The 26,690-nt window shown below is 63.6% G+C and carries 28 protein-coding genes; 13 read left to right on the top strand and 15 right to left on the bottom strand.

Going from position 1 to position 26,690, the window contains the following annotated elements; translation table 11 throughout:
* Positions 1 to 197 precede the first annotated feature (197 nt).
* The 3 genes from corA to ACYG9Y_RS03500 all read left to right on the top strand — a co-directional run bounded on the left by corA (position 198) and on the right by ACYG9Y_RS03500 (position 2,173).
* Positions 198 to 1,172, top strand: coding sequence for a magnesium/cobalt transporter CorA (gene corA / locus ACYG9Y_RS03510; RefSeq protein ID WP_023728252.1), 975 nt, complete (start codon positions 198 to 200; stop codon positions 1,170 to 1,172).
* Positions 1,173 to 1,250: 78 nt separating this feature from the next.
* Positions 1,251 to 1,712 carry a MaoC family dehydratase gene (locus ACYG9Y_RS03505; protein ID WP_023670033.1) on the top strand — a complete coding sequence of 154 codons (462 nt, stop codon included), beginning with the start codon at positions 1,251 to 1,253 and terminating at the stop codon, positions 1,710 to 1,712.
* On the top strand, positions 1,709 to 2,173 hold the full coding sequence (locus tag ACYG9Y_RS03500; RefSeq protein ID WP_023733357.1) for a MaoC family dehydratase: 465 nt from the start codon (positions 1,709 to 1,711) through the stop codon (positions 2,171 to 2,173). The genes ACYG9Y_RS03505 and ACYG9Y_RS03500 overlap by 4 nt, the downstream gene beginning before the upstream one ends.
* Before the next feature lie 95 nt (positions 2,174 to 2,268).
* Here the strand turns inward: ACYG9Y_RS03500 and ACYG9Y_RS03495 are convergent, their stop codons facing one another.
* The 5 genes from ACYG9Y_RS03495 to petA all read right to left on the bottom strand — a co-directional run bounded on the left by ACYG9Y_RS03495 (position 2,269) and on the right by petA (position 6,982).
* Positions 2,269 to 2,814 carry an adenine phosphoribosyltransferase gene (locus ACYG9Y_RS03495; RefSeq protein ID WP_013529989.1) on the bottom strand — a complete coding sequence of 182 codons (546 nt, stop codon included), beginning with the start codon at positions 2,812 to 2,814 and terminating at the stop codon, positions 2,269 to 2,271.
* Between the two features lie 9 nt (positions 2,815 to 2,823).
* The gene (locus ACYG9Y_RS03490) at positions 2,824 to 3,969 is read right to left on the bottom strand and encodes an alpha-hydroxy acid oxidase (RefSeq protein WP_023737807.1); all 1,146 of its coding nucleotides are present in this window, start codon (positions 3,967 to 3,969) and stop codon (positions 2,824 to 2,826) included.
* 196 nt (positions 3,970 to 4,165) lie between these two features.
* Positions 4,166 to 5,038 carry a cytochrome c1 gene (locus ACYG9Y_RS03485; RefSeq protein ID WP_023737806.1) on the bottom strand — a complete coding sequence of 291 codons (873 nt, stop codon included), beginning with the start codon at positions 5,036 to 5,038 and terminating at the stop codon, positions 4,166 to 4,168.
* Positions 5,039 to 5,061: 23 nt separating this feature from the next.
* Positions 5,062 to 6,405 carry a cytochrome b gene (locus tag ACYG9Y_RS03480; RefSeq protein ID WP_023670028.1) on the bottom strand — a complete coding sequence of 448 codons (1,344 nt, stop codon included), beginning with the start codon at positions 6,403 to 6,405 and terminating at the stop codon, positions 5,062 to 5,064.
* A 16-nt stretch (positions 6,406 to 6,421) separates the two neighbouring features.
* Positions 6,422 to 6,982, bottom strand: a complete 561-nt coding sequence (gene petA / locus ACYG9Y_RS03475; protein ID WP_023670027.1) for a ubiquinol-cytochrome c reductase iron-sulfur subunit — start codon at positions 6,980 to 6,982, stop codon at positions 6,422 to 6,424.
* Positions 6,983 to 7,295: 313 nt separating this feature from the next.
* Between petA and ACYG9Y_RS03470 the strand changes: the two genes are divergently transcribed.
* Positions 7,296 to 7,640: a cupin domain-containing protein gene (locus ACYG9Y_RS03470; protein ID WP_023670024.1), complete on the top strand. Its 345-nt coding sequence runs from the start codon at positions 7,296 to 7,298 to the stop codon at positions 7,638 to 7,640.
* 20 nt (positions 7,641 to 7,660) lie between these two features.
* On the opposite strand, the gene ACYG9Y_RS03465 is transcribed toward ACYG9Y_RS03470, so the two are convergent.
* From ACYG9Y_RS03465 to ACYG9Y_RS03445, 5 genes are read right to left on the bottom strand one after another with little or no spacing between them, the layout of a single operon-like run.
* The gene (locus tag ACYG9Y_RS03465) at positions 7,661 to 7,969 is read right to left on the bottom strand and encodes a DUF6665 family protein (RefSeq protein ID WP_023670023.1); all 309 of its coding nucleotides are present in this window, start codon (positions 7,967 to 7,969) and stop codon (positions 7,661 to 7,663) included.
* 1 nt (position 7,970) lies between these two features.
* The gene (locus ACYG9Y_RS03460; RefSeq protein ID WP_023737805.1) at positions 7,971 to 8,447 is read right to left on the bottom strand and encodes a GNAT family N-acetyltransferase; all 477 of its coding nucleotides are present in this window, start codon (positions 8,445 to 8,447) and stop codon (positions 7,971 to 7,973) included.
* Between the two features lie 3 nt (positions 8,448 to 8,450).
* Positions 8,451 to 10,334: an ABC transporter ATP-binding protein gene (locus tag ACYG9Y_RS03455; protein ID WP_023695811.1), complete on the bottom strand. Its 1,884-nt coding sequence runs from the start codon at positions 10,332 to 10,334 to the stop codon at positions 8,451 to 8,453.
* A gap of 10 nt (positions 10,335 to 10,344) precedes the next feature.
* On the bottom strand, positions 10,345 to 12,240 hold the full coding sequence (locus tag ACYG9Y_RS03450; protein WP_023705915.1) for an ABC transporter ATP-binding protein: 1,896 nt from the start codon (positions 12,238 to 12,240) through the stop codon (positions 10,345 to 10,347).
* Between the two features lie 27 nt (positions 12,241 to 12,267).
* Positions 12,268 to 12,675: a hypothetical protein gene (locus tag ACYG9Y_RS03445; protein ID WP_023737804.1), complete on the bottom strand. Its 408-nt coding sequence runs from the start codon at positions 12,673 to 12,675 to the stop codon at positions 12,268 to 12,270.
* Between the two features lie 445 nt (positions 12,676 to 13,120).
* Here ACYG9Y_RS03445 and ACYG9Y_RS03440 point away from each other — a divergent pair, with 445 nt between their 5' ends.
* Positions 13,121 to 13,579, top strand: a complete 459-nt coding sequence (locus tag ACYG9Y_RS03440; protein WP_023670018.1) for a tRNA (cytidine(34)-2'-O)-methyltransferase — start codon at positions 13,121 to 13,123, stop codon at positions 13,577 to 13,579.
* Between the two features lie 146 nt (positions 13,580 to 13,725).
* On the top strand, positions 13,726 to 14,172 hold the full coding sequence (soxR, locus tag ACYG9Y_RS03435; RefSeq protein ID WP_023691595.1) for a redox-sensitive transcriptional activator SoxR: 447 nt from the start codon (positions 13,726 to 13,728) through the stop codon (positions 14,170 to 14,172).
* On the opposite strand, the gene ACYG9Y_RS03430 is transcribed toward soxR, so the two are convergent.
* Positions 14,169 to 14,426, bottom strand: coding sequence for a hypothetical protein (locus tag ACYG9Y_RS03430; protein WP_023683688.1), 258 nt, complete (start codon positions 14,424 to 14,426; stop codon positions 14,169 to 14,171). The two genes, soxR and ACYG9Y_RS03430, sit on opposite strands and share 4 nt — an antisense overlap.
* A gap of 275 nt (positions 14,427 to 14,701) precedes the next feature.
* Here ACYG9Y_RS03430 and hemF point away from each other — a divergent pair, with 275 nt between their 5' ends.
* From hemF to ACYG9Y_RS03415, 3 genes are all read left to right on the top strand, one after another.
* Complete coding sequence (gene hemF, locus ACYG9Y_RS03425) at positions 14,702 to 15,616, top strand: oxygen-dependent coproporphyrinogen oxidase (protein ID WP_023695814.1); 915 nt, start codon at positions 14,702 to 14,704, stop codon at positions 15,614 to 15,616.
* A gap of 238 nt (positions 15,617 to 15,854) precedes the next feature.
* Positions 15,855 to 16,115: a DUF1344 domain-containing protein gene (locus ACYG9Y_RS03420; protein ID WP_023737803.1), complete on the top strand. Its 261-nt coding sequence runs from the start codon at positions 15,855 to 15,857 to the stop codon at positions 16,113 to 16,115.
* 232 nt (positions 16,116 to 16,347) lie between these two features.
* Positions 16,348 to 16,533 carry a DUF1059 domain-containing protein gene (locus ACYG9Y_RS03415; RefSeq protein ID WP_023670013.1) on the top strand — a complete coding sequence of 62 codons (186 nt, stop codon included), beginning with the start codon at positions 16,348 to 16,350 and terminating at the stop codon, positions 16,531 to 16,533.
* Between the two features lie 6 nt (positions 16,534 to 16,539).
* On the opposite strand, the gene ACYG9Y_RS03410 is transcribed toward ACYG9Y_RS03415, so the two are convergent.
* Genes ACYG9Y_RS03410 through ACYG9Y_RS03400 form a run of 3 tightly spaced genes read right to left on the bottom strand, consistent with a single transcriptional unit; the run spans position 16,540 to position 19,069 of the window.
* A complete protein-coding gene (locus ACYG9Y_RS03410) occupies positions 16,540 to 17,811 on the bottom strand; it encodes a CCA tRNA nucleotidyltransferase (protein ID WP_031197570.1) in 1,272 nt (423 codons plus the stop codon).
* Positions 17,808 to 18,440, bottom strand: coding sequence for a CoA pyrophosphatase (locus tag ACYG9Y_RS03405; protein WP_023683684.1), 633 nt, complete (start codon positions 18,438 to 18,440; stop codon positions 17,808 to 17,810). Before ACYG9Y_RS03405 ends, ACYG9Y_RS03410 begins: the two co-directional genes overlap by 4 nt.
* Positions 18,440 to 19,069: a DUF1285 domain-containing protein gene (locus tag ACYG9Y_RS03400; protein ID WP_023686147.1), complete on the bottom strand. Its 630-nt coding sequence runs from the start codon at positions 19,067 to 19,069 to the stop codon at positions 18,440 to 18,442. The genes ACYG9Y_RS03405 and ACYG9Y_RS03400 overlap by 1 nt, the downstream gene beginning before the upstream one ends.
* Positions 19,070 to 19,213: 144 nt before the next feature.
* On the opposite strand from ACYG9Y_RS03400, the gene ACYG9Y_RS03395 reads away from it, so the two are divergent.
* The 4 genes from ACYG9Y_RS03395 (at position 19,214) to ACYG9Y_RS03380 (ending at position 26,246) form a co-directional block, all read left to right on the top strand.
* Positions 19,214 to 20,218 (top strand): AAA family ATPase, encoded by a 1,005-nt coding sequence (locus ACYG9Y_RS03395; RefSeq protein ID WP_023711133.1) that lies wholly within the window; start codon positions 19,214 to 19,216, stop codon positions 20,216 to 20,218.
* The gene (locus ACYG9Y_RS03390; RefSeq protein WP_023737802.1) at positions 20,218 to 21,132 is read left to right on the top strand and encodes a DUF58 domain-containing protein; all 915 of its coding nucleotides are present in this window, start codon (positions 20,218 to 20,220) and stop codon (positions 21,130 to 21,132) included. Before ACYG9Y_RS03395 ends, ACYG9Y_RS03390 begins: the two co-directional genes overlap by 1 nt.
* Entirely contained in the window at positions 21,129 to 23,954 is a 2,826-nt protein-coding gene (locus tag ACYG9Y_RS03385) for a DUF4159 domain-containing protein (RefSeq protein ID WP_460222046.1), read from the top strand. The genes ACYG9Y_RS03390 and ACYG9Y_RS03385 overlap by 4 nt, the downstream gene beginning before the upstream one ends.
* A 207-nt stretch (positions 23,955 to 24,161) precedes the next feature.
* Entirely contained in the window at positions 24,162 to 26,246 is a 2,085-nt protein-coding gene (locus tag ACYG9Y_RS03380; protein WP_023737800.1) for a membrane protein, read from the top strand.
* Positions 26,247 to 26,287: 41 nt separating this feature from the next.
* Here ACYG9Y_RS03380 and clpS read toward each other — a convergent pair whose 3' ends face one another.
* Positions 26,288 to 26,593 (bottom strand): ATP-dependent Clp protease adapter ClpS, encoded by a 306-nt coding sequence (clpS, locus tag ACYG9Y_RS03375; RefSeq protein WP_023670006.1) that lies wholly within the window; start codon positions 26,591 to 26,593, stop codon positions 26,288 to 26,290.
* Between the last annotated feature and the right edge of the window lie 97 nt (positions 26,594 to 26,690).

Below are 26,690 nucleotides of genomic sequence, written 5' to 3'. Positions count from 1 at the left end.
CTCGCGGCTCGCGCGCTGACCGCGGCCGATCACAGCTGCGTCAAGTGGAGGAGCCAGCCTGCCGCTTCGCTTGACTGCCCTTGGCACCGGGTCTAAGGCCCTCTGCATCCGACTGGCCGTGGCCGTGGGAACTGCCGCGCGTGCAAGACCATCGCTATCGAACGGAACCTCTTGGGCTCAACCAATGGAGAGCGGCGATGATCAAGGCCTTCGTCGTCGGCAATGACCGCCTGCGCCCCGCCGACGATCTCGTGGCCAATGGCGATCACGTCGTCTGGGCCGACCTTCTCAACCCGACCAAGGAAGAAGAAACAGCGATCGAGACCTGGCTCGGCGTTGCCATCCCGACGCGCGAGGAGATGGAGGAGATCGAGATTTCGAGCCGCCTCTACATCGAGGACGGCGCCTACTTCATGACCGCCACCTTGCCGGCGCAGACCGAAATCGATGATCCCTTGATGTCACCGGTTACCTTTGTGCTTGCCGGCCCGAGACTGGTCACCATCCGTTATCATGAGCCGAAGGCGTTCAAGACCTTTCCCCTGCGCGCCGAGAAGGTGGCGACAGGCTGCACCACCGGCAACACCATCCTGATCGGCCTGCTGGAGGCGATCGTCGATCGCCTAGCCGATATTCTCGAACGCGCCGGCCGTGACATCGAGACGATCTCGCGCGATATCTTCGAAGCGCGGTCGACCAAGGTGAACAAGCGCAATCGCGACTTCCAGGAACTGCTCAAGGCCATCGGCCGCAAGGAGGACATTGCCTCCTCGATCCGCGACAGCCTTATCTCGCTGCAGCGCCTCACCGGCTTCCTTGCCCATGTCGCGACCCAGATCAAGATGAGCAAGGACGTCCGCGCCCGCATCAAGACAGTATCGCGCGACGTGCTGTCGCTCGCCGACCACGCCACCTTCCTGTCGCAGAAGATCTCGTTCCTGCTCGACGCGACGCTCGGCATGATCTCGATCGAGCAGAACGCCATAATCAAGATCTTCTCGGTCGCCGCCGTCATCTTCCTGCCGCCGACGCTGGTAGCTTCGATCTACGGCATGAATTTCGACGTCATCCCGGAGCTGAAATGGGAGCTCGGCTATCCCTTCGCCATCGGCCTGATGATCCTGTCGGCGATCCTGCCGTTCTGGTATTTCCGCCGCCGCGGCTGGTTGTAGGCCCAATAGAATTCGCTTGACCAAACGCCGCCCGGACGGCATCCGGATGCCCGGTGATCGTACAACCGGATTGGGATCATGACCGCAAAAAGCTGGGCCTACGAGGATTTCACCGAGGGCGCATCGATCGACCTCGGCGCCAAGCAGGTGAGTGCGGCCGAAATCATCGAATTCGCCACCGAATTCGACCCGCAGCCGATGCATCTCGACGAAGCCGCCGGCAAGGCCAGCATCCTTGGCGGCTTGGCCGCCTCCGGCTGGCACACCTGCGCGATCTTCATGCGCATGCTGTGCGACGCCTTCCTGCTCGACTCGACCGCGCAAGGCGCGCCCGGCATCGACCAGGTCAAATGGAAGAAGCCGGTGCTGGCCGGCGACACGCTGGCCGGCAGCACCAGCGTGCTTGCCAGGCGCCTGTCGAAATCCAGGCCTCAGCTCGGCCTCGTCACCTTGCGCAGCGAACTGTTCAACCAGCGCGGTGAAAGCGTCTTCGAACTTGAGAACACTGTCATGTTCTTGACCCGCGAGGCCGGCGCATGAGCCTCGACGCGTTCTTCCGCATCGGCGATACCATCAACCTCGGTTCGCACACATTCGAAGCCGAGGCGATCAAGGCGTTCGCCTGCAAATACGATCCACAGGTCTTTCATGTCGACGAGGAGGCGGCGAAGAAAAGCGTGTTCGGCCGCCTCTGCGCCTCAGGCTGGCACACCGCGGCCACCTGGATGAAGCTCAATCTCAAAAATCCTATGGACGCTTCTCAATGGACCGGACCCGGCCCGGTACCAGAATTCGGCCCCTCCCCCGGCTTCAGGAACCTGAAATGGCCAAAGCCGGTCTATGCCGGAGAAACCGTCACCTTCATGCGCACGGCCCTGTCCCACCGCCCGCTTGCCACCCGCCCCGGCTGGCGCCTGCTGGCGCTGCGCTCGGAAGGTTCCGATTCGGCAGGCGACAAGGTGCTGGAGTTCGACAGCGCCGTGCTGGTGAAGGCTGGGTAGAGGGTAGGTTTTAGGCAGTAGGGATTAGGCAGCAGTGGGTGCTGCGCCTTGCACGGAATGCGGAGCTTCCCTCCCTACTCCCTACTCCCTACTCCCTAATGCCCCTCAAACCCGATCAACGTCCGCACCGGCACGCCCAGCGCTTCGAGCTTCGCCCGTCCGCCGAGATCCGGCAGGTCGATGACGAAGCACGCGGCAAGAATATCGGCGCCGATCTGCCTCAGCAACTTGACCGCCGCCTCCGCCGTGCCGCCGGTCGCGATCAGGTCGTCGACCAGGATCACCTTCTCGCCCGGCGCAACGCCGTCCTTGTGCATCTCCATCTCGTCCAGCCCGTATTCCAGGCTGTAGGCGACGCGTACCGTCTCGTAAGGCAGCTTGCCCTTCTTCCGGATCGGCACGAAACCGGCCGAAAGCTGGTGCGCGACCGCACCGCCGAGGATGAAGCCGCGTGCCTCGATGCCGGCGATCTTGTCGATCTTCTGGCCGGCATAGGGATGCACCAGCTCGTCGATGGCGCGGCGGAAGGCGCGCGCATTGCCGAGCAAAGTGGTGATGTCGCGAAACAGGATGCCGGGCTTGGGGTAGTCCGGAATGGTGCGGATCGCGGCGAGCAGCGTGTCTTCGAGCGAGGATTTCATGGGTCGAGATTACCTGAAACGGAGGTTGTTGCGCGACAATTGTTCGATCGAACTGCAGCCCATCAGCTTCATGCCGCGCTCGATCTCGACCCGCATCTGCTCCAGCGCCCGCTCTACGCCCGGCTGGCCGGCCGCCGCTAGCGGGAACAGATAATAGCGGCCGACGCCAACAGCCTTGGCGCCGAGCGACAGCGCCTTCAGCACATGGGTGCCGCGCTGCACGCCGCCATCCATGATGACGTCTATTCTGTCGCCGACGGCATCGACGATCTCGGCCAGTTGGTCGAACGCCGCCCGCGAGCCGTCCAGCTGCCGGCCGCCATGGTTGGACAGCACAATGCCGCTGCAGCCGATCTCGACGGCGCGCTTGGCATCCTCCACCGACATGACGCCCTTGAGACAGAACGGACCTCTCCACAGTCTGACCATCTCGGCAACATCGTCCCAGGTCATCGACGGATCGAGCATCTCGGTGAAGTAGCGGCTGATCGACATCGTGCCGCCGCCCATGTCGACATGCTCGTCGAGCTGCGGCAGCTTGAACCCCTCATGGGTGAAATAGTTGATCGCCCAGCCCGGCTTCAGCGCGAACTGCAGCATGCCGGCAACGTTGAGCTTGAAGGGGATGGCAAAGCCGGTGCGCTTGTCGCGCTCGCGGTTGCCTCCGGTGATGCTGTCGACGGTCAGCATCATCACTTCGACTCCAACCGCTTTCGCCCGCTGCATCATCGCCCGGTTGAGGCCGCGATCCCGGTGGAAATAGAACTGGTAGACCTGCGGGCTGCTGCTGATCTTGCGCGCTTCCTCAAGACTGACAGTGCCGAGCGAGGACACGCCGAACATCGTGCGGAATTTGGCCGAAGCCTTGGCCACCGCGCGCTCGCCTTGATGATGGAACAGCCGCTGCAAGGCGGTCGGCGAGCAATAGACGGGCATGGCCAGCTTCTGGCCCATCACCGTCACCGACATGTCGATCTCGCTTACCCCGCGCAGCACGTTGGGAACGAGGTCGCAGCGCTCGAAGCTCTCGGTGTTGCGGCGATAGGTGACCTCGTCGTCGGCCGCGCCATCGATGTAGTTGAAGATTGGCCCAGGCAACCGCTGCTGGGCCATGCGCCGGAAATCGGAAAAGTTGTGACAGTCGCGTAGCCGCATCATCGATTCCCAGGTGTCTTATCGCCGGCAATCCTTCATCACCGGTCGCGCGTGCATACCAATCACATGGCGCCCTGCCAACGGACTTGTTCGACCAGGCGGGTGGTTGCACCCAAGGCGACAGCCCCCTGCCCGCTTCGGCAAGCAAAAAGGGCGCCCGAAGACGCCCTTTCCGATTTCACAGGGGTAGCGGCGGTTAGTGGGCCACGCCTTCCCATACCTTGCGCTTGGTCAGATACATCAGCGCCCCAAACAGAAGCAGAAACACCAGCACGCGGAAGCCGGTCTTCTTGCGGTCTTCCATATGCGGCTCGGCCGCCCACATCAGGAACGCCGAGACGTCGCGCGAATACTGGTCGATCGTCTGCGGCGAACCGTCATCGTAGGTGACCTGGCCGTCGGAGAGCGGCTTGGGCATCTTCAGCGACACGCCGGACATGAAGTATGGATTATAGTGGGTGCCTTCGGGGATCACCATGCCGGCAGGTGGCGTCTCGTCGTAGCCGGTCAGCAGCGAATGGATGTAGTCCGGGCCGCCCTGCGCATATTGCGTGAATATGTCGAAGACGAAGCGCGGGAAGCCGCGCTCGACGCCGCGGGCCTTGGCCAGCAGCGACATATCCGGTGGGGCAGCGCCGCCGTTGGAAGCGGCAGCCGCCTCCTCATTGGCGAACGGCGCCGGGAAATGGTCGGACGGCTTGCCCGGCCGGTCGAACATGTCGCCGGCATCGTTGGGTCCATCATGGATGGTGTACTCAGCCGACAGGGACTTGATCTGCGCTTCCGAATAGCCGAGGTCCTCCAGCGTGCGGAACGCCACCAAATTCATCGAGTGGCAGGCCGAGCAGACTTCCTTGTAGACCTTCAAGCCACGCTGCAGCTGCGCCTGGTCGTAGGTGCCGAACGGACCGGCAAAAGTCCAGTCCATCTCCTTCGGCTCGTGGATCGGGAAATGCGTCGGTGCCGCCGCGTTGTGCGCCTCTTCAGCGGCAATCGCCACACTGCCGACGGCTCCGATGCCAGCGGCAAACACGCCTAGCAGGGCGAGCGAGGTGAGAATCTTTTTCATGCCAAATCCCCTTAGATTCTCACTCAGCCTTTGGTTTCCGGCGCCGCGGTCGCACCGGCCGGATGTCCCCCTCCGGCACCCTTGTTCTTCTCCAGCACCGCCTCGGTGATCGAATTCGGCAGTCTGCGTGGCGTCTCGATCAGGCCAAGCACCGGCAGGATGACGAGGAAGAAGGCGAAGTAGAACAGTGTCGCCGCTTGAGCGTAGCCAACGTAGTTGCCCGAGACCTCACCTATCAGGAGGGTCAACAGACCGCCGCCTTCCGCCGGCTGCGAGCCAAGCCAGCCAAGCAGGACAGCGTCGGCGACGAACAGCCAGAAGAACAGCTTGTACCAGGGCCGGTAGACCGCCGAGCGCACCTTGGAGGTGTCGAGCCACGGCACCAGGAACAGCATGACGATGGCGCCGAACATGCACAGCACGCCACCGAGCTTGGAGTTGATCGGCCCGATGTTGAAGGTGATCGCGCGCAGGATCGCATAGAACGGCAGGAAGTACCATTCCGGCACGATGTGGGCCGGCGTCTTCAGCGGGTTGGCGATCGTGTAATTGTCCGGATGGCCGAGAAAGTTCGGCAGGTAGAAGACGAAATAGGCGAAGAAGAACAGGAACACGATCATGCCGAATGCATCCTTGATGGTCGCATAGGGCGTAAAGGCAACGGTGTCGGTCTTCGATTTCACCTCGATGCCGGTCGGGTTCGACTGGCCGACCACATGCAGCGCCCAGACGTGCAGCACGACGACGCCGGCAATCATGAACGGCAGCAAATAGTGCAGCGCAAAGAAGCGGTTGAGCGTCGGGTTGTCGACGGCGAAACCGCCGAGCAGCAGTTCCTGGATCCAGTTTCCGACCAGCGGAATGGCGCTGAAGAAGCCGGTGATGACGGTGGCGCCCCAGAAGCTCATCTGACCCCAGGGCAGCACATAGCCCATGAAGCCGGTCGCCATCATCAGCAGATAGATGATGCAGCCGAGGATCCACAGCAGCTCACGCGGCGCCTTGTAGGAGCCGTAATAAAGCCCGCGGAAGATGTGGATGTAGACAGCGACGAAGAAGAACGAGGCGCCGTTGGAATGCATGTAGCGCAACAGCCAGCCCGAATTGACGTCGCGCATGATCTTCTCGACCGAATTGAAGGCGAGGTTGGTGTCGGCGGTATAGTGCATGGCCAGCACGATACCGGTCAGGATCTGCGCCACCAGCATGATCGTGAGGATGCCGCCGAAGGTCCACGCATAGTTAAGGTTGCGCGGCACCGGATAGGCGATGAAGCTGTCATATACCATGCGCGGCAGCGGCATGCGGGCGTCGAACCAGCGTTCGATACCGGTCTTGGGCGTATAGGTCGAGTGTCCCTCGCTCATCGAATTATCCCCTGCCTCAACCGATGAGGATTTTGGTATCGGAAATGAACTTGAATACCGGCACGGCCATATTTTCCGGCGCCGGGCCTTTGCGGATGCGGCCGGCGGTATCGTACACCGAACCGTGGCACGGGCAGAACCAGCCGCCGAAATCGCCTTCCTGGCCAAGCGGAATGCAGCCCAGATGCGTGCAAACCTGCACCATCACCATCCAGGCTTCCTTGCCGGGCGTGGTGCGGTTGGCGTCGGTCGCCGGCGCATCGGCGGGCAGATTGGCGTTGCGGGCGATAGGATCCTTGAGGTCGGCAAGGTTCACGGCTTCGCCGTCCTTCATCTCCTGCTCGGTGCGATTGCGCACCACGACCGGCTTGCCGCGCCATTTGACAATCAGCGACATGCCAGGCGTCAGCGAGGCGACATCAACCTCGACCGAGGCGAGCGCCAGCGTCGAGGCATCGGGGCGCATCTGGTCGATGAACGGCCAGGCAACGGCGCCTGCGCCAACGACTGCGGCCATGCCGGTGGCGACGTAGAGAAAATCACGACGGTTGGGATCCTGGGTGTCGGTTGCGCTCACGGGTGCCTGATCCTTTCGCCTCTTCCGAGCCGGCGGCCGAGCTTTGTCCCCGCTCCATCGCGCCGGCCCGACAGCGCATGGCGAACAAGCTAGCGAATTCCTCCGGCATTTGGATTCGGTTTATGCGTGAAGCCCGTTTTTGTCCAGCGGGCTGAGGCCACAAGGGCAGATTGTCGCGGGGACAGAACAGCGCGTCAGTTGGCCAGATGCCCAAAGGTCGGCAAAGGCGGCTAAACAACAGGGAAATATCAGCAAATCCGAGGCTCCCCGCCTGTCTCGACAGGACAGGTTGCTGTGATCTAGTCTCGCCGGCATGGCACACATCATCGACCGCGAGACCTGGACCAGGACGCCCGGCCGCTGGCAGGGCGAACTGCAATGCGGCGCCTACGACTCCAACTCCTGCCTGATTTTCAACTATCAGGAAGAGATTGGCGGCGGCCCGCGCCTGCACACGCATCCCTATTGTGAAATCTTCATCATCCGGCAAGGCATCGGCCTGTTCACGATCGGCGACCAGCAGATAGAGGCCACGGCCGGCCAGATCCTGATCGTGCCGCCCGATACGCCGCACAAATTCACCAATCTTGGCCCAGGCCCGCTCGAAACGACCGACATCCACGAAAACGGCAGCTTCATCACCGAATGGCTGGAATGATTGTTGCCGGCTGGTGACCTCTAGCTTGCACCGAGCCTGACCAGCACGGCCCTTGGGATATCGTATTCGCGGATGGCCGACTCATGCCGGCGCAGGCCGCAGAGTTCACGCTGGATGAAATAGGCGTGCACCGCCGCGGCAGCCTCCTTGAGCAGCCGCGGTCGCTGCTCCTCGTCGCCGTTGTTCTGACGGAGCTTGGCCAGCGTTTCCTCGACCCGTTGGCCGGCACGGCCGAGCGCTGCGGCCTTTTCAGCCAGTATCTCATGGCCGAGGGCGTCGAACGCGGCTTCGGCAGCCGAGGCGCCTAGGGATGGCGGACGCAGTGACATCTCAGCCTCCTTTTCTGTCTTGAGAGAGCATCATGCGGTGCGTGACGAATTCTTCGCCCACCACCGGCTGGAAGCCAAGCCGTTCATAGAACCCAAAGGCTCCTTGTGGCGCGCGGGTGTTCAGCACGGCAAAATGCTGACGTGCCCTGTCAATGACGGTCTCGACCAGCATGCGGCCAACGCCGCTGCGGCGATGACGCGCGCTGACGAACAGGTGCCTGACCCGGCCGTGGTCCCTGCCTTCGAAATAAGGATCGATGTTCAACCCGCACACACCAGCGAGTTCTCGGCCATGCCATGCACCAAACAGCGCCTCGCCTCGTTTCAGGAACTTGTTGCGGCCGCCCGCCCAGCCATCCGCCAGCCGCACCAGCATCCAGTAGCCTTCCAGCCGGCTCTCCTCCTTCAGCGCATCGAAGGCCGGCGCGGTTGGCCGCAGCCGCTTGAGGACGTAGCCGATATCAGGCGACGCTGCCATGCCCTACTCCGCCGGCCGTGTCTCTTCCAGCACGCTTTCCTCGTGGTAGAGGAAGCCGCCGGACTGCCGCTTCCACAGCCGCGCATAGAGCCCGTCGAGCGCCACCAGCTCGTCATGCGTGCCCTGTTCGACGATGCGGCCTCCGTCCAGCACCACAAGACGGTCGAGCGCGGCGATGGTCGACAGCCGGTGCGCTATGGCGATGACCGTCTTGTTCTCCATCAGCCTGGCCAGATTCTCCTGGATCGCCGCCTCGATGTCGGAATCGAGCGCCGAGGTCGCCTCGTCGAGGATCAGGATCGGCGCATCCTTGAGGAAGACGCGGGCGATCGCGACGCGCTGGCGCTGGCCGCCCGACAGTTTCACGCCGCGCTCGCCGACAAAAGCCTCGTAGCCGGTACGGTCCCGGTTGTCGCGCAGGCCCAATATGAACTCGTGCGCCTCGGCCTTCTTCGCCGCCGCGATCACCTCGGCGTCAGTTGCATCCGGCATGCCGAGCTTGATGTTGTCGCGTAGCGAGCGGTGGAACAGCGCCGTGTCCTGGCTGACCACGCCGATATTGGCGCGCAGCGAGTTCTGCGTCACCTCGGCGACGTCTTGCCCGTCGATCAGGATTTTCCCGCTCTCGAGGTCGTAGAGGCGCAGGATGAGATTGGCTAAGGTCGTCTTGCCCGCACCGGACGGCCCGACCAGCCCGACCTTCTCGCCAGGCTTGACCACAAGGTCGATGCCATTCAGCACGCCAAAACCCTTGCCGTAGTGGAACTCGACATTCTTCACCTCGATGCGGCCGCCGGCGACGACAAGCTCTTTCGCATCCGGCGCATCGACAAGGCCAAGCGGCTGCGAGATCAGCGCCTTGGAGTTTTCCAGGACGCCGAGATTTCGCAATATGCCGTTGAGCTGCATCATCACGCGCCCGAGCAGCATGTTGAGCCGCAAGACCAGCGACAGCGTGAACGCGACGGCGCCGACGGTGATCGACCCTTCGACCCAGAGATAGACGGCAAAGCAGCCAATCGCGGTGATCATGATGCCCGACAGCGTCGTCAGCGCCATGCGCACGCCGGTCAGCCGGCGGGTGAAGGGCCGTAGTGCATCGAGATAGATGTCGAAGCCGTTCTTGATGTAGCGGTCGTCGCCGTCGGCCGAGAATAGCTTCAGCGTCTGCACGTTGGAATAGGAATCGATGATGCGCCCATTGATCATCGAGCCAGCTTCAGCCGTGGCCTCGGCATGCCTGCGGATCGAGGGCAGATAGAGCTTGGCCAGCCAGGCGAACGCGAGGATCCAGATCACCACCAGCACGGCCAGGCGCAGATCCAGCCCGGCGACCAGCGCCAAGGTCGTCACCGTATAGATGAGCATGAACCAGATGACCTCGATGAAGCTCTCCATCAGGTCGCCGGTCGCCTGCCCCGCCTGCCAGACTTTTGTCGCGATACGGCCGGCGAAATCGTTCTGGAAGAAGGTGTAGGACTGGCGCGATACGTGCCGGTGCGCCTGCCAGCGCACCAGATTGTAGAAGCCCGGCGTGATCGTCTGTTCGTTGACCAGCGCCGACAGGCCGACGACGATGGTGCGGATGACCAGCACCACTGCGATCATGAAGACAAGCTCAGGCCCGGCGGCGGTCCACAGCGCGTCCCAGCTGCGTTCACCGGGAAGCTGGTCGAGAATATCGACCAGCCGCCCGACGAAGTAGAAAAGCCCGGCCTCGATCAGCGGCGCGATGCCGCCGATGACCAGCATGGCGAAGAAGGCGAACTTCGCCTGGCCGACATAGTGCCAGAGGAAGCCGCCGACGCTTGGCGGTGGCCGAAGGTCCGCCGGCTCCCTGAACGGATAGACCCAGTCCTCGAACCAGCGATAGACGGCTGTCATCATGCTGACGTCATCACTCTGCGGCTTCACCCTTCACGCCGATGTCGTTGGCAACAGCGTCATTGGCGGCATCGACCGGACCGTCGTCGAGCAGGAACCCGCCCGACTGGCGCTGCCAGAGCTGCGCGTAGAGCCCGCCGCTGGCAACGAGTTCCTCGTGCGACCCCTCCTCGATGACACGGCCCTTGTCGAGGACGACGAGCCTGTCCATCGCCGCGATGGTCGACAGCCGGTGCGCAATGGCGATGACGGTCTTGCCTTGCATGAGCTTGTAGAGATTCTCCTGGATGGCGGCCTCGGCTTCGGAATCCAGCGCCGACGTCGCTTCGTCAAGGATAAGTATCGGTGCGTCCTTCAACATAACGCGAGCAATGGCGATGCGTTGCCGCTGGCCGCCGGACAATTTGACGCCGCGGTCGCCGACATGAGCATCGAGCCCTTTACGTCCGGTGTGATCCGAAAGCCTGCCGATAAACTCCAGCGCCTCGGCCCGCCCGGCTGCCTCGACAAGCATTTCCTCCGTCGCATCGGGCCGCCCGTAAAGGATGTTGTCGCGCACCGAACGATGCAGCAGCGAAGTGTCCTGCGTCACCATGCCGATCTGCGCGCGCAGCGAATCCTGCGTCACCGAAGCGATCTCCTGGCCGTCGATCAGGATCCGGCCGTTCTCGAGGTCGTAGAACCGCAACAGGAGATTGACCAGCGTCGACTTGCCCGCACCCGAGCGCCCGACAATGCCGACTTTCTCGCCGGGCTTCACCGTCAGCGACAGGTTCTCGATGACGCCCTTCTGCTTGCCATAGTGGAAACGAATGTCGTCGAAGCGGATCTCGCCCTTGGTGACGGCAATGTCCTTCGCCCCCGGCCGGTCTTCGACCAGGCGCGGCAGCGAGATCGAGGCGATGCCGTCTTGCACCGTGCCGATGTTCTCGAACAGGCTCGACATTTCCCACATGATCCACTGCGACATGCCCCACATACGGAGCACGAGGCCGATGACCACGGCGACGGCGCCGATCGTCACCGCCTGGCCGAGCCACAGCCACAGCGCCAGCGCCGTCACCGAAAACAGGAGCAGCGCGTTGAGGATATAGAGCAGCCCGTAAAGCACCGTCACCAGCCGCATCGACCGGTAGACCGTGTCGAGGAAGCCTGCCATGCCTTCTTTGGCGAACGTTGCTTCGCGCCGTGCATGGGAAAACAACTTGACCGTCTGGATGTTGGTGTAGCTGTCGACGACGCGGCCGGTCATCGTCGAGCGCGCATTGGCCTGCGCCTCGCCGACCTTGCCCAGCTTCGGGATGATATAGCGCAACAACCCGATATAGCCGAGCAGCCAGACGCCGAGAGGTGCCGCCAGCCGCAAGTCGGCCGAGCCGACGATGAACAGCATGCCGAGGAAATAGACGATGACGTAATTGAGCACCTCGATCACCTTGATGACGCATTCGCGCACGGCGAGTGCCGTCTGCATCAGCTTGGTGGCGATGCGGCCGGCAAATTCGTCCTGGTAGAAGCTCATCGACTGCTTCAAGAGATAACGATGCACCTGCCATCGGATGCGCATGGGGTAGTTGCCCATCAGCGTCTGCTGGTTGAGCAAAGAATGCAGCCATACCGTACCCGGCAGCGCGAACAGCACGACGAAGGCCATGCCGGCAAGCTTCCAGCTCTCGGTCTGCAGGAAGGTTTCGCGGTTCTGCCCGGACAGCCAGTCGACGATGTGGCCCATGAAGCCGAACATCCACACTTCCGCGATGGCAATCGCCGTCACCAGCACCGCGTCGACGATGATGTATGGCCAGGCGCCGCGCGTATAATGCACGCAGAAGGCAACCAGCGTCTTCGGCGGCTCGACCGGTTCCGCTGCGGGGAACGGATCGAGCCTTCTTTCAAACCAGCTAAACATAGTGATGCTCACAAAACTGTTGTCCGCTCATGCGGCGCGGGAAAAATCCCCGGGGCGCTCCGCGTCCCCAGACCGTACGTCGGCGGGGACTGACGGCCCGGAATCACCCGGGCCATCGGTCCTGCTTCGCGCAATATAGGGACTTGCGGGCTTTTCACCGACAGAAGCCTTCGACTGAGCTGACGGCACGCCGCCGCCAGTCCGGTTTTTCGCGCCCGGCCGGATCAGCCGGATGATCCGGCGCACCAGCGGCGGCCGGCTGTGGTCGGGAACCGCACGCGAGAAATCGACATCCGGCAACATGCCGCGATGCGGACGCCGGCGCGTCTCGGCATGAACCGCCGACGAATAGGTCTCGCCGACTAGCAACGCCCAGGTCGCCGTCTTGCGTTCGTGCAGGCTTCTTGAACCAGGTATCTTATAGGGATCGAACATCGGTCCGTCCTCCGTGTGAAAATAGACATAAAAAGGCGAAGCAATGTCGTGCGCCGGCCTTCGGCCGGAGGCACGGATTGCATCCGTCGGGACACGAGGATAGGCCTCGGTCGCGACATGCTCAGCTGGGGCGCTTGGCCCCTTTGACCGTTTGAAAAACATCGCAGGATTCCTTCGAGAGCCGAAAATTGGGTTCGGCGGGAATCGGTGCGATCAGATCTAAGAGATCAGGTAAATCGTCGTACCGAAACCGCCAGCAGGCAGGTAAGCCCACGGGAGGGGCGCTGGATGTGCATGGTCATCATGAAATACCCCTCCATCGGTTCGGGTTGACAATGCGTGCGGTATAATCGACTTCGCAGAAAATGGCCACCCGCAGGTCCAGCAATTTCCAAAACCAGCCACCCGCTGTGGCCGATCTGCCACTTATTAGAAAGACGCGGAAATGAACCACCGTCTCCGCATCGCCCTCTACCAGCCTGACATCGCCGGCAACACCGGAACAATCCTGCGCTTCGCCGCCTGCCTCGGCCTTGGCGTCGACATTATCGAACCAGCCGGCTTTCCGCTCTCCGACAAAGCGCTCAAGCGCGCCGGGATGGACTACCTCGAAATGGCTGCCCTGACCCGGCATGTCGACTGGAACGCCTTCGAGGATTGGCGCAAGGGCCAAGCCTGCCGGCTGGTGCTGCTCACCACCAAAGCCGCGACCCCCTATACGGGCTTCAGCTTCGCCCAAGGCGACATCCTGCTGTTCGGCCGCGAATCCGCCGGCGTGCCGGATCCTGTCCATCAGGCGGCGGATGCGCGGCTGACGATCCCGATGCAGCCGGGCACGCGCAGCATCAACGTCGCGCTGTCCGTCGCCATGGTCGCCGGTGAAGCCATCCGGCAACTCGGCTAGAACCTTCAACGCGTTGTCGTCATCGCCAACGGCCCTTGCGTCTTGCATCATTCTCACCCAGGCGCACATCGCCTTCTCCTCAATTGCCCTATCGACATTTCCTGGCTACAAGCTCAACTTAAGTTGAGGTCAAGCGGAAAATCGAGATGGCTCCGGTAAAGGAATTGACGGTCGGCCAGTTGGCCATGCGCAGCGGCGTGGCGGTGTCGGCGCTGCATTTCTACGAGGCGCGCGGGCTGATCCGCAGCCACCGCACGTCGGGCAACCAGCGGCGCTATGGCCGCGACGTGCTGCGGCGGGTGGCGATCATCCGGATCGCCCAGGAGGTCGGCATCTCGCTGGCCGAGATCGGCGCCGCACTTGAATCGCTGCCAGAAGGCCGTACCCCGACGCGCGAGGACTGGAACCTGTTGTCGACCGGCTGGCGCGACGACCTCGATCGCAAGATCACTCAGCTAAAGAAGCTGCGCGACGGCCTTACCGACTGCATCGGCTGCGGCTGCATGTCGATCGACAAATGCCCGCTGCGAAACAGGGAAGATCGCTTGAGTGCGCAAGGGCCGGGCGCAAGGCGACTGCTTGTGGAATCCTAATCCGCCGCGGGCAGCCGCCGTATGGTGAATTCGATTACGTCGCCCGGCCGTTCGAACCAGCTTTCGATCTCGGTCCAGTAGGCCTGCTTGGGAAAACGCTCGAACCATTCCTTGGCCTTGAGCCGCGCATCCGGGCGCGGCAGGACGAAGGTCTCGCGCAAAAACCCGTCACGCGGCATGCGCTCGCGCTCGGCGCGTGAACGATCGAGCCTTTTCTTCAGGCCATGCAGCGGCGGTCTTGCCGGCGTGCGCATGAAAGAACTCCTGGGCCGAACCAGATGACACTTGACCCTTGCCCCTAAGAGATTAGGGATCGCGCCCGGAAAAGGCTAGTGGTCCGATTCCAACATTCGCCTCCCTAATCCCCAGGCGCCGTTGCGAATGTTGGAATCACAAGGACCACTAGCAAGTTTATGTTTCTGGTGGAGTTTTCGAATTTGACATTTGCATCGTGCCCTGCGCCACGCTGTGTGCAAATGTCAAATTCACTCCACTAGGTCCTTTGTCGGCCGCGACCGGAGACAGCATTTTGGAACGACCAGAAATACCGGCAGGCCTGCCACCCGACATCGAACAGAAGAAAATGAAGGCTAGGCTCTGGTTCGAGACGCTGCGCGAGCGCATTTGCACAACCTTCGAGCAGATCGAACAGGAACTGCAGGGACCACTGGCCGAATGGTCGCCCGGCAGCTTCGAGAAGACGCCGTGGGAACGCGACAATGGAAAGGGCGGCGGCGGCGCCATGGCGATGATGCGCGGCCGCGTCTTCGAGAAGGTCGGCGTCCATACTTCGACCGTCTATGGCGAATTCTCGCCCGAATTCAGGAAGCAGATGCCCGGCGCCGAGGAAGACCCGAGCTTCTGGGCATCAGGCATTTCGTTGATCGCGCATCCCTGGAACCCCAACGTGCCGGCCGTGCACATGAACACCCGCATGGTCGTGACGTCGCGCCACTGGTTTGGCGGCGGCGCCGATCTGACGCCGGTGCTCGACCGCAACCGCACGGAAGATCACCCCGACACGGTCGCCTTCCATCGAGCCATGCAGTTCGCCTGCGAGAAGAACGCTGCGATCGCCGACCACCCCAAATTCAAGGCCTGGTGCGACGAGTATTTCTATCTGCCGCACCGCCACGAGCCGCGCGGCGTCGGCGGCATCTTTTTCGACTGGCTGCATTCGGGGGAGGAGAAAGGCGGCTGGAATGCCGATTTGAATTTCGTCCAGGATGTCGGGCGTTCTTTCCTTGTCGTCTACGGACACCTGGTTCGCGCCCATTTCAACGAGAACTGGACCGACGACGACCGCGACGAGCAGCTCATTCGCCGCGGCCGTTACGTCGAATTCAACCTTCTTCACGATCGCGGCACCATCTTCGGCCTGAAGACCGGCGGCAATGTCGCTTCGATCCTGTCCAGCCTGCCGCCGGAGGTCAGGTGGCCGTAAAAAATCGGTGAGCGAAACGTGAGCCGCATTGACGTCCCATTCGCCGAATCTGGGCAGCCAATGTGGCATCGCCATTATCTTTTTCGTCTAATAGGCAATTGAAATAAAACGACTATTTGTCGTTTCGGGCCGGGAAGCGCCGGCGGTTCAGTCCCGAACCGCGACACGACGCTACCGGACGGCCCTGAACAAGGCGGAGCATTTTCCAAACGGATGCCCGCATTTCCAGGAGTATTACATGCGAAAGCTCATTGTATCGGTAACCGCCGCTGCCCTTCTCGCTTCCGGCTCGATTGCCTTTGCCGCAGTCAAGCACACCACGGGCACGGTCAAGACCTATGATGGCACGGCCATGAGCCTCGTTCTGGACGATGGATCGACCTTTACGCTGCCCAAGACCTTCAAGGATCCTGGCCTGAAGGCAGGCGAAAAGGTCCGCGTTTCCTGGGACATGAGCGGCAAGAACAAGGTTGCCGAGTCCGTCAAGATCGAGAAGTGATCGGGACAAGACCGAACGTTCTCGCCTTGGCTTAGCCTGGCAAGAGGGGGCGGAGCAGCGCTGCTCCGCCTTTTTCGCACCCACGGCAACCAAACTCGTGGAACCGTGTTATGCTAACTCCCCCGTGCGCGCCCCCGAAACCGACTGCTGTGACAGGGCGCGGAACAGAGATGGCGGAGCTTCGTGTGCCCATGAGAGGCACAGGCTCCAAGGAGGAAAAGGAGAAAATCCCATGAAGGAATTCCATTGCGGCTCGCTGGTTCCCGGCTGTGAGTGGCACACGCGTGCCGGTGAGGAAGCCGAGGTCATGCGCCGCGCCGTCGACCATATGCGCGAGACACATGGCGAAACGGTCATTCGCGAGACGATGATCGAGGCGATCCGCTCGCGCATCGAGAAAGTTCGCGACGCGGCCTGAGCAGTCCTATCTGGCCTTCAAGGCTTCCGCGGCGCGCTCCAGCAGCGCGTCGCGATCGAGCGCAAAGCCGGACCCGATCCATTCCTTTTCCAGGTTTTTCAGGATCGCACCGAGTATTGGCCCCGGCGACGCGCCAAGCGCCGTCAGATCGCCGCCCTTGACCGGGAACACCGGTTTTTCCCATTTCAGCGCAAAAGCGAGCAGGCGCGAAAACCCGCCGGCCTGAACCAGCGCGTCATTGTCCTCGAGAGCCCGCGCTCGCGCCGACGCCAGCGACAGCCGCAGGCGATCGAGAAAACCCTGGCGCTCGCCGGAATAGAGTTTCTTGGCCAGTTCCGCTTCGCTTGTCTTGGGCTCGACCGCAGCCGTCAGCGCCCAGTGGCGCAGGCGCTCCGCCTCAGTGGTCGAAAGTTTCAGCCGCTCGGCCAGTGTCTTCATCCGCGCCGCATCGGGCGGCACGATCGCCTCCAGCCTGAGCAGCGGCTCCGGCGCCCAGCCCAGATCCTTTTCTGTCTTGGTCAGCCCATGAATGGCATCGATGCCCCATTTCTCGCTTTCCGGCAGCGCGCTGGTGAGCACGCCGGCCTGGCGCATCCACAGCAAGGCGCGCGACGGATCTGGGGCCGATAACAACTTCTTCAGCTCGGACCAGATGCGTTCGGCCGAGAGATGGGCGAGACCGTCCTTGAGCCGGGCGCAGGCCTTCAATCCCTCGGCATCGGGCCGACCCTCGCCATACCAGGCGAAAAAGCGGAAGAAACGCAGGATGCGCAGATAGTCTTCGCGGATCCGCTGCTCGGCATCGCCAATGAAGCGCAGCCTTCGTGCCTCGATATCGCCGACGCCGCCGACCAGGTCGACCACCGTCCCGTCAGCCTCCGCATAGAGCGCGTTGATGGTGAAATCGCGCCGTTCGGCGTCGGCCTTCCAGTCGCGGCCGAACGACACTTTGGCGCGGCGGCCATCGGTCTCGATGTCGGCGCGCAGCGTGGTGACCTCATAGGGCGCGCCGCCGGCAATCACCGTGATCGTGCCGTGCTCGATGCCGGTCGGCACCGCCTTGAAGCCCGCCGCCTCGGCGCGGCGAACGGTTTCCTCGGGCAGGCAAGTGGTAGCAACGTCGATATCGGCGACCAGCTGCCCAATCAGCGCATTGCGCACCGCGCCGCCCGCGATGCGGGCTTCCTCGCCGCCCTGCGCCAGCACGGCAAGCAGCCGCTGCAGATGCTTTTCACCCAGCCAGTCGGCTCTGCCCGCCAGCGATATCGGATCACTCAAGCATAGAGCCTTTCATAGAGCGTGCGGATGATGCCGGCGGTGACGCCCCAGATGCGCTGGCCGCCATAGGGCATATCGTAGAAGAACCATTCCAGGTCGTTCCACATGCGGCTGTCCCTGGTGTGGTTGGCCGGATCCATCAGGAACGAAAGCGGCACTTCGAAGGCGGCGTCGACCTCGTCGGAATTGAGCGACAGCGTAAAACCGGGCTCGACGATCGCCAGCACCGGCGCGATGCGATAGCCGCTGCCGGCGACATAATCGGGCATGCGGCCGATGATCTCGATGCGGTCATGGCCGAGGCCGATCTCCTCGAAGGTCTCGCGCAAGGCCGCTGCTTCCGGGGTCGCATCGGTGGGATCAATGGTGCCGCCAGGAAAAGCCACCTGCCCGGAATGGCTGCGCAGTTTTTCCGCCCGCTTGGTCAAAAGCACGGTCGCATCGCGTCCATGATCGACGACCGGGATCAGCACCGCGGCGTCGCGCAGCGCTTTGAGCTGCGTCAACCGTGGATGGCCGGGGTTGAAGCGATGATCGCCATAATCGTCGCCGGCATGGGCTTCAGCTTGCGCGGCGACCCGCGCGCGAAAATCCGCTGTGGAAAACGGCGGCGGCCTCACCTGATCCATCATGCGCTCAGCCGCTTCAGTTTTTCCGCCGGCATGATCGGATAGATTTCGCCTTTCGAGCGCACGGCAAACATCGTCTTGCCGCCAATATCGATCTCCTCGCCATGCTCGACCAGTTCGTACATCACCGGCCGCGCCACCAGCGCTTCCAGCCTCCCGCGCACCAGCACATAGGGCTTCAGGCCGCCGGTCTCGTTCTCGTCGACGAAGCGCAGCGGATGGCCAGGTCCGGCCTCGACGACATCGCCGACATTGGTGCGGAAAGTGATGGTCTGCTCGGCGCCGGCGCCGGAAACATCCATTTCAACCGCGATGAAAGGCGCGTCCACGACGCGGATGCCGACCCGTTCGACCGGCGTCACCAGATAGGTCCTGCCATCCTCGTCCTTGCGCAGCACGCTGGAAAACAGCTGCACCAGCGGCATGCGGCCGATCGGCGTGCCGAGATAGAACCACGTTCCGTCTTGTTTGATCTCCATGTCTAGATCGCCGCAAAAGTCGGGATTCCAGCGCTCCACCGGCGCCGCGCCCTTGCCGGCGCGAGCCGCACGCGAGATCAACGCTTCGAGACCGCGCGCCTCGGTTGCGGCAGTAAGGCTGTGCTCGCGATGTTCGGAGCGTTCCGTCATGGTCACGAAATAGTCACTGTTGTTCCGCTTGTCAGCCTAAGTCTGTGATTTAAATTCATTCGTAGGCGCCAGGCGAAGCCGAATCGCGGCATTCTAAGGCACTACAGTGCAAGCCGGTACTTCCAGCACAAGGATCGATGCGGCATGAGCGTAATGGTCAAGGAAAGCCCAATCAACGAAAAGGACATGATCGCCCAGGCCGAGACGGCGCTGGCCGATATTTCCAGGGTGCGCGACGGCGTCGGCCGCGTCATTTTCGGCCAGGAAGTGGTGGTCGAGCGCACGCTGGTGGCGCTGCTTGCCGGCGGCCATGCGCTGCTGGTCGGCGTGCCCGGCCTTGCCAAGACCAAGCTGGTCGAAACGCTCGGTGTCGTGCTCGGCCTCGATTCGCGCCGCATCCAGTTCACGCCCGACCTGATGCCGTCCGACATTCTCGGCTCCGAAGTGATGGAGCAGGACGAGGCGGGAAAGCGCTCCTTCCGCTTCATCTCCGGCCCGATCTTCGCGCAATTGCTGATGGCCGACGAGATCAACCGCGCCTCGCCGCGCACCCAGTCGGCGCTGCTGCAGGCAATGCAGGAATATCACGTCACCATCGCCGGCATTCGCCATGACCTGCCCGCACCCTTCCATGTACTGGCGACGCAAAACCCGCTGGAGCAGGAAGGCACCTATCCCCTGCCCGAAGCGCAGCTCGACCGCTTCCTGATGCAGGTCGACATCCTTTATCCCGAAATCGAGGCCGAGCGGCGCATTCTGCTGGAGACCACCGGCATCGAGGACGCCAAGGCGCAAAACGTGCTGCAGCCGGCGCGGCTGAGGGAAATCCAGACGCTGATCCGCCGTATGCCGGTGCCCGAAAGTGTCGTCGACGCCATCCTCAAACTGGTGCGTTCGGCGCGTCCCGGCCAGGGCAATGCCGAGACCGACAAGCATGTCGCCTGGGGTCCCGGCCCGCGCGCCAGCCAGGCGCTGACGCTGTGCGCCCGTGCGCGCGCGCTTTATGACGGGCGGCTGGCGCCGTCGGTGGACGACATCCGCGCGCTGGCCGAACCGGTGCTGCAGCACCGCATGGCGCTGACCTTTGCCGCCCGCGCCGAGGGCACGACCGTGCGCGACGTGGTAGCGAAACTGGCCAAAGGAATCTGATGGCGCGTATCGGCGAAGTCCACGCACCGGCAGCGACGCGCGACGCGCTCGCCAGGGGCCGCTTGCGGGCTTCGCTGGTGCCGGACCTGCTGGTCGAGGCGCGCCGTATCGTCAATACGGTAATTGCCGGCTGGCATGGCCGCCGCAAGCGCGGCATCGGCGAGAATTTCTGGCAGTTCCGCCCCTATGTCGAAGGCGATTCCTCGCGCATCGACTGGCGCCGTTCGGCCCGTGACGACCACACCTATGTGCGCGACCGCGAATGGGAAGCAGCCCACACGGTGTGGCTTTGGGCCGACCCATCGCCCTCCATGCTCTACAAATCGACTGGCGCCAGCGTTTCCAAGGAATCGCGCGCGCTGGTGCTGGCACTGGCCATGGCCGAATTGCTATCTCGCAGCGGCGAGCGCATCGCCTGGCCCGGCCTGACCGATCCGTTCACCGCCCGCAACGGCGCCGAGCGCATCGCGGCGCAATTGATGCACGCCACCGACCCGCCGGCAAAGCCTGACCTGTCCGCCATCCGCCGCTTCTGCGACATCGTCGTCGTCAGCGATTTCCTCGACCCGGTCGAGGAGACCATGGAATGGCTCGATGTGCTGGCGCGGCATGGCGTGCGTGCGCATCTGATCGAGGTTGCCGATCCGGCGGAGGAGACCTTTCCCTATGCCGGCCGCACCGAATTCACCGATCCCGAGACCGGCGACAAGCTGACCGCCGGCCGCGCCGAAATGCTCGGCGACGAATACCGCCTGCTCTACACCGCCCGCCGCCAGGAGTTGGCCAGCTGGTGCAAGCGCCTCGGCTGGAGCTACACCGTCAACCACACCGACCGCCTCGCTTCCGAGGCGTTGGTGCGCATCCACATGGCGATGACCGCCGATGGCGCATTCGTGGGAAAGGCCGGCGCATGAACTGGCTGCCGCTCTCCTTTGGCGCTCCCATGGTGTTGTGGGGCCTGCTGGCGCTGCCGGTGATCTGGTGGCTGCTCAGGCTCACACCGCCCAAGCCGCAGTCCGAAATCTTTCCGCCGCTGAAGATCCTCGCTCGCGTGCTGAAGCGCGAGGAAACGCCGCAGCAGAGCCCGTGGTGGCTGACGCTGCTGCGGCTGTTGATGGCAGCCCTTGTCGTCGCGGCATTAGCCGAACCCGTTTTCAATCCGCGCGAAAAATTGCCGGCCGAGGGCGCCGCCCTGGCGCTCGTCATCGACAATGACTGGGCGAGTGCCGCCGACTGGGGCAAGCGCGTCGCCACCGCCCAGCGGCTGATCGCCGATGCCGGTTCGAACGGCGTACCGGTCGTCATCGCCTTCACCGCCGAAAAGCCGAACGCCGAGATCGGCCCCTTCGATGCGGCGGCTGCCCTCGACCGGCTGCGCGCCGCCAAGCCGAGGCCGATTCCGACCGACCGACCCGCTGTCTATGCCCGCGTCGCCGGCGTGCTGGAAACCTTGCCCGGCGCCAGCGTTGCCGTTCTCGCCGACGGCCTTGCGGCAAAAGGCGACGAGGCCGCCTTCAACACACTGCTGTCGAAAAACGCCGCCCGTGTCGTCTGGGCCGATTCCGACCGGCTGGCGCTGACTGGGCTCACCGGCGCCGAGAACGAGGTCGACGGCTTCGCCCTGACCGCCATCCGCGCGCCCGGCGACCCGGCGCCGGCACAAGTCACCGCCGGCGCCTTCGACGACAAGGGCCGCCGCATCGCCGACGCGACGCTGACCTTCGCGCCGGGTGAGACCACCGCCACCGGCACAATGGCGGTGCCGTTCGAACTGCGCAACGACTTCGCCTCGATCGCGCTCGACGGCGAACGCCAGGCAGGTGCGGTGCGCGTGCTCGACGAAAGCTCCAAGCGCCGCCGCGTCGGACTTTTATCGCAGGCCGAGGCCGACCAAGCGCAGCCGCTTCTGTCGCCGCTCTATTACATCAGGCGCGCGCTGCAGCCTTTCGCCGATCTGGTCGAACCGTCGAGCGTCGATCTCGCCGACGCCATCCCGCAGCTTCTCGACCAGAAGCCGGCGATGATCGTCATGGCCGATATCGGTACCATTCCGCCGCAGGTCCATCAGCGGCTGGTCGACTGGGTCGACAATGGCGGCACGCTGGTGCGCTTTGCCGGTTCGCGGCTGGCCGCCGCCGGCAATGACGATGATCTGTTGCCGGTCAGGCTGCGCACCGGCGAGCGCTCGCTTGGCGGCGCGCTGTCATGGACGACGCCGCAAGCGGTGACCGAATTCCCGAAGAACGGCCCGTTCGCCGACCTCGCACCGCCGGCCGAGGTCACGGTAAGCCGGCAGGTGTTGGCCGAACCGACGCCGGACATCGTCGAACGCACCTGGGCAACCCTTGCCGATGGCACCCCGCTGGTGACCGGGTTGAAGAAGGGCAAGGGCACGCTGGTTCTGTTCCACATCACCCCGGAAGCGACATGGTCGACGCTGCCGATCTCCGGCAGCTTCGTCGAGATGCTGCGGCGCATTGTGCAACTGTCGCGCAACCAGGGTGCGGCGGTTGCCAACGCTGAAGCCGCTGCTACGTCGCTGGCGCCTTATCGCATGATAGCCGCCGACGGCACTTTGGTGCCGCCGACGCCGGACGCACGACCGCTGGTCCCTGGCGCCGGCTCGCTGCCGGTGACGTTCGAGAACCCGCCCGGCCTCTATGGCTCGGAAACCGGCGTTTTCGCCCACAATCTGCTCGACCCGGCCACCGCCTTCGCGCCGCTGGTGCGCCCGCAATTCACAGTGCCGGTGACCAATATCCAGTACGCTTTCGATGAATCGCGCGACCTCAAGGGATCGCTGGTCACAGCGGCACTTGTGCTTATGCTGCTCGACACGCTGGCGGTGTTCTGGATGGGCGGGCTGATGTCGCGCCGACCGCGCCGCGCCCGATCGGCCGCGGCAACGACGGCTGCGCTGCTGCTTGGCCTCGGCATGCTGTTTGGCCATGCCGACCTCGCCCGCGCCGACGACGCCAAGCCCGGCGATGCCGCCGCTATCGAGGACATTGCCAAGACCCGCATCGCCTATGTGCTGACCGGTGTGCCCGGTGACAATTCGATCAGCCGCGCAGGGCTCGAAGGCTTGACCCGCTTCCTGATCGAGAAGACCGCGCTCGAGCCGGGCGCGCCGGCGGGCGTCGATATCTCGAAGGACGAGCTTTCCTTCTATCCGCTGATCTACTGGCCGATCGATCCCTCCGCGCCGATGCCGAGCCAAGCCGCGATCGCCCGCATCGACGCCTATATGCAGCAGGGCGGCACGGTGCTGTTCGACACGCGCGACCAGTTCGCCAACGGCATCGGTGCGGATTCGGCGAGCCCGGCGACGGAACGGTTGCGCGACATTCTCGGCAATCTCAACGTGCCGCCGCTGGAGCCGGTGCCCGCCGACCATGTGCTGACCAAATCCTTCTTCATCCTGCCCGAATTTCCCGGCCGCTTCTCCGGCAGCCCGCTCTGGGTGGAAGCCTCGCTCGAGGCCAGCAATGCCGAGAATCGGCCGGTACGCGTCGGCGACGGCGTCTCGCCGATCCTGATCACCGCCAATGATTTTGCCGGCGCCTGGGCCGTCGACGAGAATGGTGACCCGCTTTTGCCGACCGTGCCATCGGATCCGATGCAGCGCATCTATGCGCTGCGCGCCGGCGTCAACATCATGATGTACATGCTGACCGGCAACTACAAATCCGACCAGGTGCACGTGCCGATCCTGCTCGAACGGCTGGGGCAGTAGAATGGCGGTATTGGCTAGTTACGTCTCGATCCTGTCTGGCGCCGGCGGCGCAGCCTCACCCTCCCCCTTTTGGGGAGGGTCGGCTCGCTGTCGCAGCGAAGCGAAGACAGTGAGCCGGGGTGGGGGTGCAGCGCTAGCGTTCTGTCGCCTACCCGCACCCCGCTCCGCTACGCGGATCGACCCTCCCCACAAGGGGGAGGGTAAACGATGAACTGGTCGATTTCCTTCGAACCGCTGCTGTCCTGGCCCTTGCTGGCTTTGGTGCTCGCACCGCTGCTGGTGCTGGCGGCTGTCGGCTTGTGGTTTCGCCAGCGCGGCGCGATCTTCCGCATCGCGGCGCTGATTGCGCTGGGCGCAGCACTCCTCAATCCGGTTTTCCTCGATGAGGAGCGCGAGGCGCTGAAGAGCGTCGTTGCCGTCATCGTCGACCGCAGCCAGAGCCAGGATATAGGCGACCGGACCAAACAGACCGACGAAGCGCTTGCCGGTTTGCAGCAGCGCCTTGGCCGCTTCAAGCAGTTCGACGTCCGCGTCGTCGAGGCCGGCAAGTCGGAAGCCGCCGACGAGCGCACCGAGACCAAGCTTTTTGCAGCGCTTGAAGGCGCCTTCCGCGACGTGCCGCCCTCGCGCATCGGTGGCGCCATCATGATCACCGATGGCGAGGTGCATGACGCGCCGGCCGCCCCCGACTTCAATGCGCCGCTGCACGCGCTGATCACCGGCAACGAGCACGAGAAGGACCGCCGCATCCGCTTCGAGAACGCGCCGCGCTTCGGCCTCGTCGGCAAGCCGCTCGACATGACCTACCGCGTCATCGCCACCGACGGCGAAACCGGCCCGGTCGATGTCCGCGTCTCGGTCAATGGCGAGCAGGTCGCGGTCGAAGAGGCGACCATCGGCCAGGCGATGCCGCTGCAGGTGACCATCCCCGGCGCCGGCCGCAACATCGTCGAACTCTCCATTGACCGCGAGCCGGGCGAACTGACCGACGCCAACAACCGCGCCATCGCGTTGATCGACGGCATCCGCGAGAACTTGCGCGTGCTTTTGGTTTCCGGCGAACCGCATGCCGGCGAGCGCACCTGGCGCAATCTGCTGAAATCCGACGCCTCGGTCGATCTCGTCCATTTCACCATTCTGCGGCCGCCGGAAAAGCAGGACGGCACGCCGATCAACGAACTGTCGCTGATCGCCTTCCCGACCCGCGAGTTGTTCGTCGAGAAGATCAAGGATTTCGATCTCATCATCTTCGACCGCTACCAGCACCGCGACGTGCTGCCGATCCTCTATTACGACTACATCTCCGAATATGTCGAAAAGGGCGGCGCGCTGCTGATCGCCGCCGGGCCGGAATATGCCGGCGACGCCTCGATCGCCCGCACCCCGCTAATGTCGTCGCTGCCGGCAATGCCGACCGGCGAAGTCATCGACAAGGCCTTCTATCCGCGCCTCACCGATCTCGGCCAGCGCCATCCGGTGACGCGCGGCCTCGACGGCTCGGCGACCGAGCCGCCGCGCTGGAGCCGCTGGTTCCGCACCATCGGCGTGCAGAACCCCGAAGGCGAAGTGGTGATGAAGGGCGCCGACAACCGCCCGCTGCTTCTGCTCGATCATAAGGGCGAAGGCCGCGTCGGCATGCTTCTGTCCGATCAGGGCTGGCTATGGGCGCGCGGCTTCGAGGGTGGCGGGCCGCATGTCCAGCTTTACCGCCGCATCGCCCACTGGCTGATGAAGGAACCTGAACTCGAGGAAGAGCGGCTGACCGCCGACGGCCGCGGCATGATGCTGGAAATCCGCCGCCAGACGATGAGCGACGATCCCGGCCCGGCGCAGGTGATCACCCCTTCGGGCAAGGCGCTGATCGTCAAGCTGGAGAAGTCCGAACCCGGCGTTTTCCTGGGCAGCATCGAGACCAAGGAGATCGGCCTCTACCAGATCGGCAATGGTGACCTGACCGCACTCGCCCATGTCGGCCCGGTCAACGCGCCGGAATTCTCCGACGTCGTCTCCACCGAGGACCGGTTAAAGGCTCCGACTGAGGCCACCGGCGGCAGCGTGCGCCGGCTGGCGGCCTCCTCCACCCTTGGCCAGCTCACCGGCAGTGTCGCCCTGCCCTCCATCGTCCCGGTCCGCGCCTCCGGTGCGGCCTCGGGCGCAGACTGGATCGGCCTGCGCAGCACCGACGACAGCGTGCTCAAAGCCGTCTCGCGCGTACCCCTGTTCGGCGGCTTCCTCGGCCTTTGCCTGCTGCTGCTGGCCATGGGCGCGATGTGGTATAGAGAAGGAAGGTGATGCCTTCTCCCCGTCACTATACGGGGAGAAAGACGCTCAACCTACTCCTCCGGCTCCGTCGTAAACAGCAGCGGGTACCCCTTGGCCTTGGCCGCGTCGACGGCCCGTGTCGCCTTGGTCTCGGCGACATCCCTGGTGAAGACGGCAACGACGCAAACGCCGAGCCGGTGCGCGGTGATCATCACCCGGTTAGCCTGGTCTTCGCTGAGCTTGAACTCGCCCTTCAGCACCGTCACCACGAATTCGCGCGGCGTAAAATCGTCATTGATGAGGATGACCTTGTAGAGCTTCGGCCGCTCGGTCCGCGGCTTGGTCTTGGTGCGGGGTTTGGAACTGATTTCAGGCATCGGGAACCGGTATCGCGCGAGGGGTCGCTCTCACTTTGTCATGGGGGAAAGCCGTCGTCCATTTTGATCGGCGCGCCAAACCGGCTTCCCGGAAGTG

Source organism: Mesorhizobium sp. W050 (genome assembly GCF_054719535.1).
The sequence above is the reverse complement of the archived record's forward strand: the minus strand, read 5'-3'. Positions and strand labels throughout refer to the sequence as shown.

Bases quoted from the DNA above. Each gene is read 5' to 3' on its own strand.
- corA (WP_023728252.1), top strand. From the start codon at position 198: ATGATCAAGGCCTTCGTCGTCGGCAATGACCGCCTGCGCCCCGCCGAC.
- ACYG9Y_RS03455 (WP_023695811.1), bottom strand. From the start codon at position 10,334: ATGATGACAGCCGTCTATCGCTGGTTCGAGGACTGGGTCTATCCGTTC.
- ACYG9Y_RS03390 (WP_023737802.1), top strand. From the start codon at position 20,218: ATGGCGCGTATCGGCGAAGTCCACGCACCGGCAGCGACGCGCGACGCG.
- ACYG9Y_RS03470 (WP_023670024.1), top strand. From the start codon at position 7,296: ATGGCACACATCATCGACCGCGAGACCTGGACCAGGACGCCCGGCCGC.
- clpS (WP_023670006.1), bottom strand. From the start codon at position 26,593: ATGCCTGAAATCAGTTCCAAACCCCGCACCAAGACCAAGCCGCGGACC.
- soxR (WP_023691595.1), top strand. From the start codon at position 13,726: ATGGCTCCGGTAAAGGAATTGACGGTCGGCCAGTTGGCCATGCGCAGC.
- ACYG9Y_RS03380 (WP_023737800.1), top strand. From the start codon at position 24,162: ATGAACTGGTCGATTTCCTTCGAACCGCTGCTGTCCTGGCCCTTGCTG.
- ACYG9Y_RS03385 (WP_460222046.1), top strand. From the start codon at position 21,129: ATGAACTGGCTGCCGCTCTCCTTTGGCGCTCCCATGGTGTTGTGGGGC.
- ACYG9Y_RS03440 (WP_023670018.1), top strand. From the start codon at position 13,121: ATGAACCACCGTCTCCGCATCGCCCTCTACCAGCCTGACATCGCCGGC.
- ACYG9Y_RS03405 (WP_023683684.1), bottom strand. From the start codon at position 18,440: ATGGATCAGGTGAGGCCGCCGCCGTTTTCCACAGCGGATTTTCGCGCG.
- ACYG9Y_RS03415 (WP_023670013.1), top strand. From the start codon at position 16,348: ATGAAGGAATTCCATTGCGGCTCGCTGGTTCCCGGCTGTGAGTGGCAC.
- ACYG9Y_RS03495 (WP_013529989.1), bottom strand. From the start codon at position 2,814: ATGAAATCCTCGCTCGAAGACACGCTGCTCGCCGCGATCCGCACCATT.
- ACYG9Y_RS03500 (WP_023733357.1), top strand. From the start codon at position 1,709: ATGAGCCTCGACGCGTTCTTCCGCATCGGCGATACCATCAACCTCGGT.
- ACYG9Y_RS03505 (WP_023670033.1), top strand. From the start codon at position 1,251: ATGACCGCAAAAAGCTGGGCCTACGAGGATTTCACCGAGGGCGCATCG.
- ACYG9Y_RS03450 (WP_023705915.1), bottom strand. From the start codon at position 12,240: ATGTTTAGCTGGTTTGAAAGAAGGCTCGATCCGTTCCCCGCAGCGGAA.
- ACYG9Y_RS03465 (WP_023670023.1), bottom strand. From the start codon at position 7,969: ATGTCACTGCGTCCGCCATCCCTAGGCGCCTCGGCTGCCGAAGCCGCG.
- ACYG9Y_RS03445 (WP_023737804.1), bottom strand. From the start codon at position 12,675: ATGTTCGATCCCTATAAGATACCTGGTTCAAGAAGCCTGCACGAACGC.
- ACYG9Y_RS03430 (WP_023683688.1), bottom strand. From the start codon at position 14,426: ATGCGCACGCCGGCAAGACCGCCGCTGCATGGCCTGAAGAAAAGGCTC.
- ACYG9Y_RS03460 (WP_023737805.1), bottom strand. From the start codon at position 8,447: ATGGCAGCGTCGCCTGATATCGGCTACGTCCTCAAGCGGCTGCGGCCA.
- ACYG9Y_RS03480 (WP_023670028.1), bottom strand. From the start codon at position 6,405: ATGAGCGAGGGACACTCGACCTATACGCCCAAGACCGGTATCGAACGC.
- ACYG9Y_RS03395 (WP_023711133.1), top strand. From the start codon at position 19,214: ATGAGCGTAATGGTCAAGGAAAGCCCAATCAACGAAAAGGACATGATC.
- ACYG9Y_RS03420 (WP_023737803.1), top strand. From the start codon at position 15,855: ATGCGAAAGCTCATTGTATCGGTAACCGCCGCTGCCCTTCTCGCTTCC.
- ACYG9Y_RS03490 (WP_023737807.1), bottom strand. From the start codon at position 3,969: ATGCGGCTACGCGACTGTCACAACTTTTCCGATTTCCGGCGCATGGCC.
- ACYG9Y_RS03400 (WP_023686147.1), bottom strand. From the start codon at position 19,069: ATGACGGAACGCTCCGAACATCGCGAGCACAGCCTTACTGCCGCAACC.
- ACYG9Y_RS03485 (WP_023737806.1), bottom strand. From the start codon at position 5,038: ATGAAAAAGATTCTCACCTCGCTCGCCCTGCTAGGCGTGTTTGCCGCT.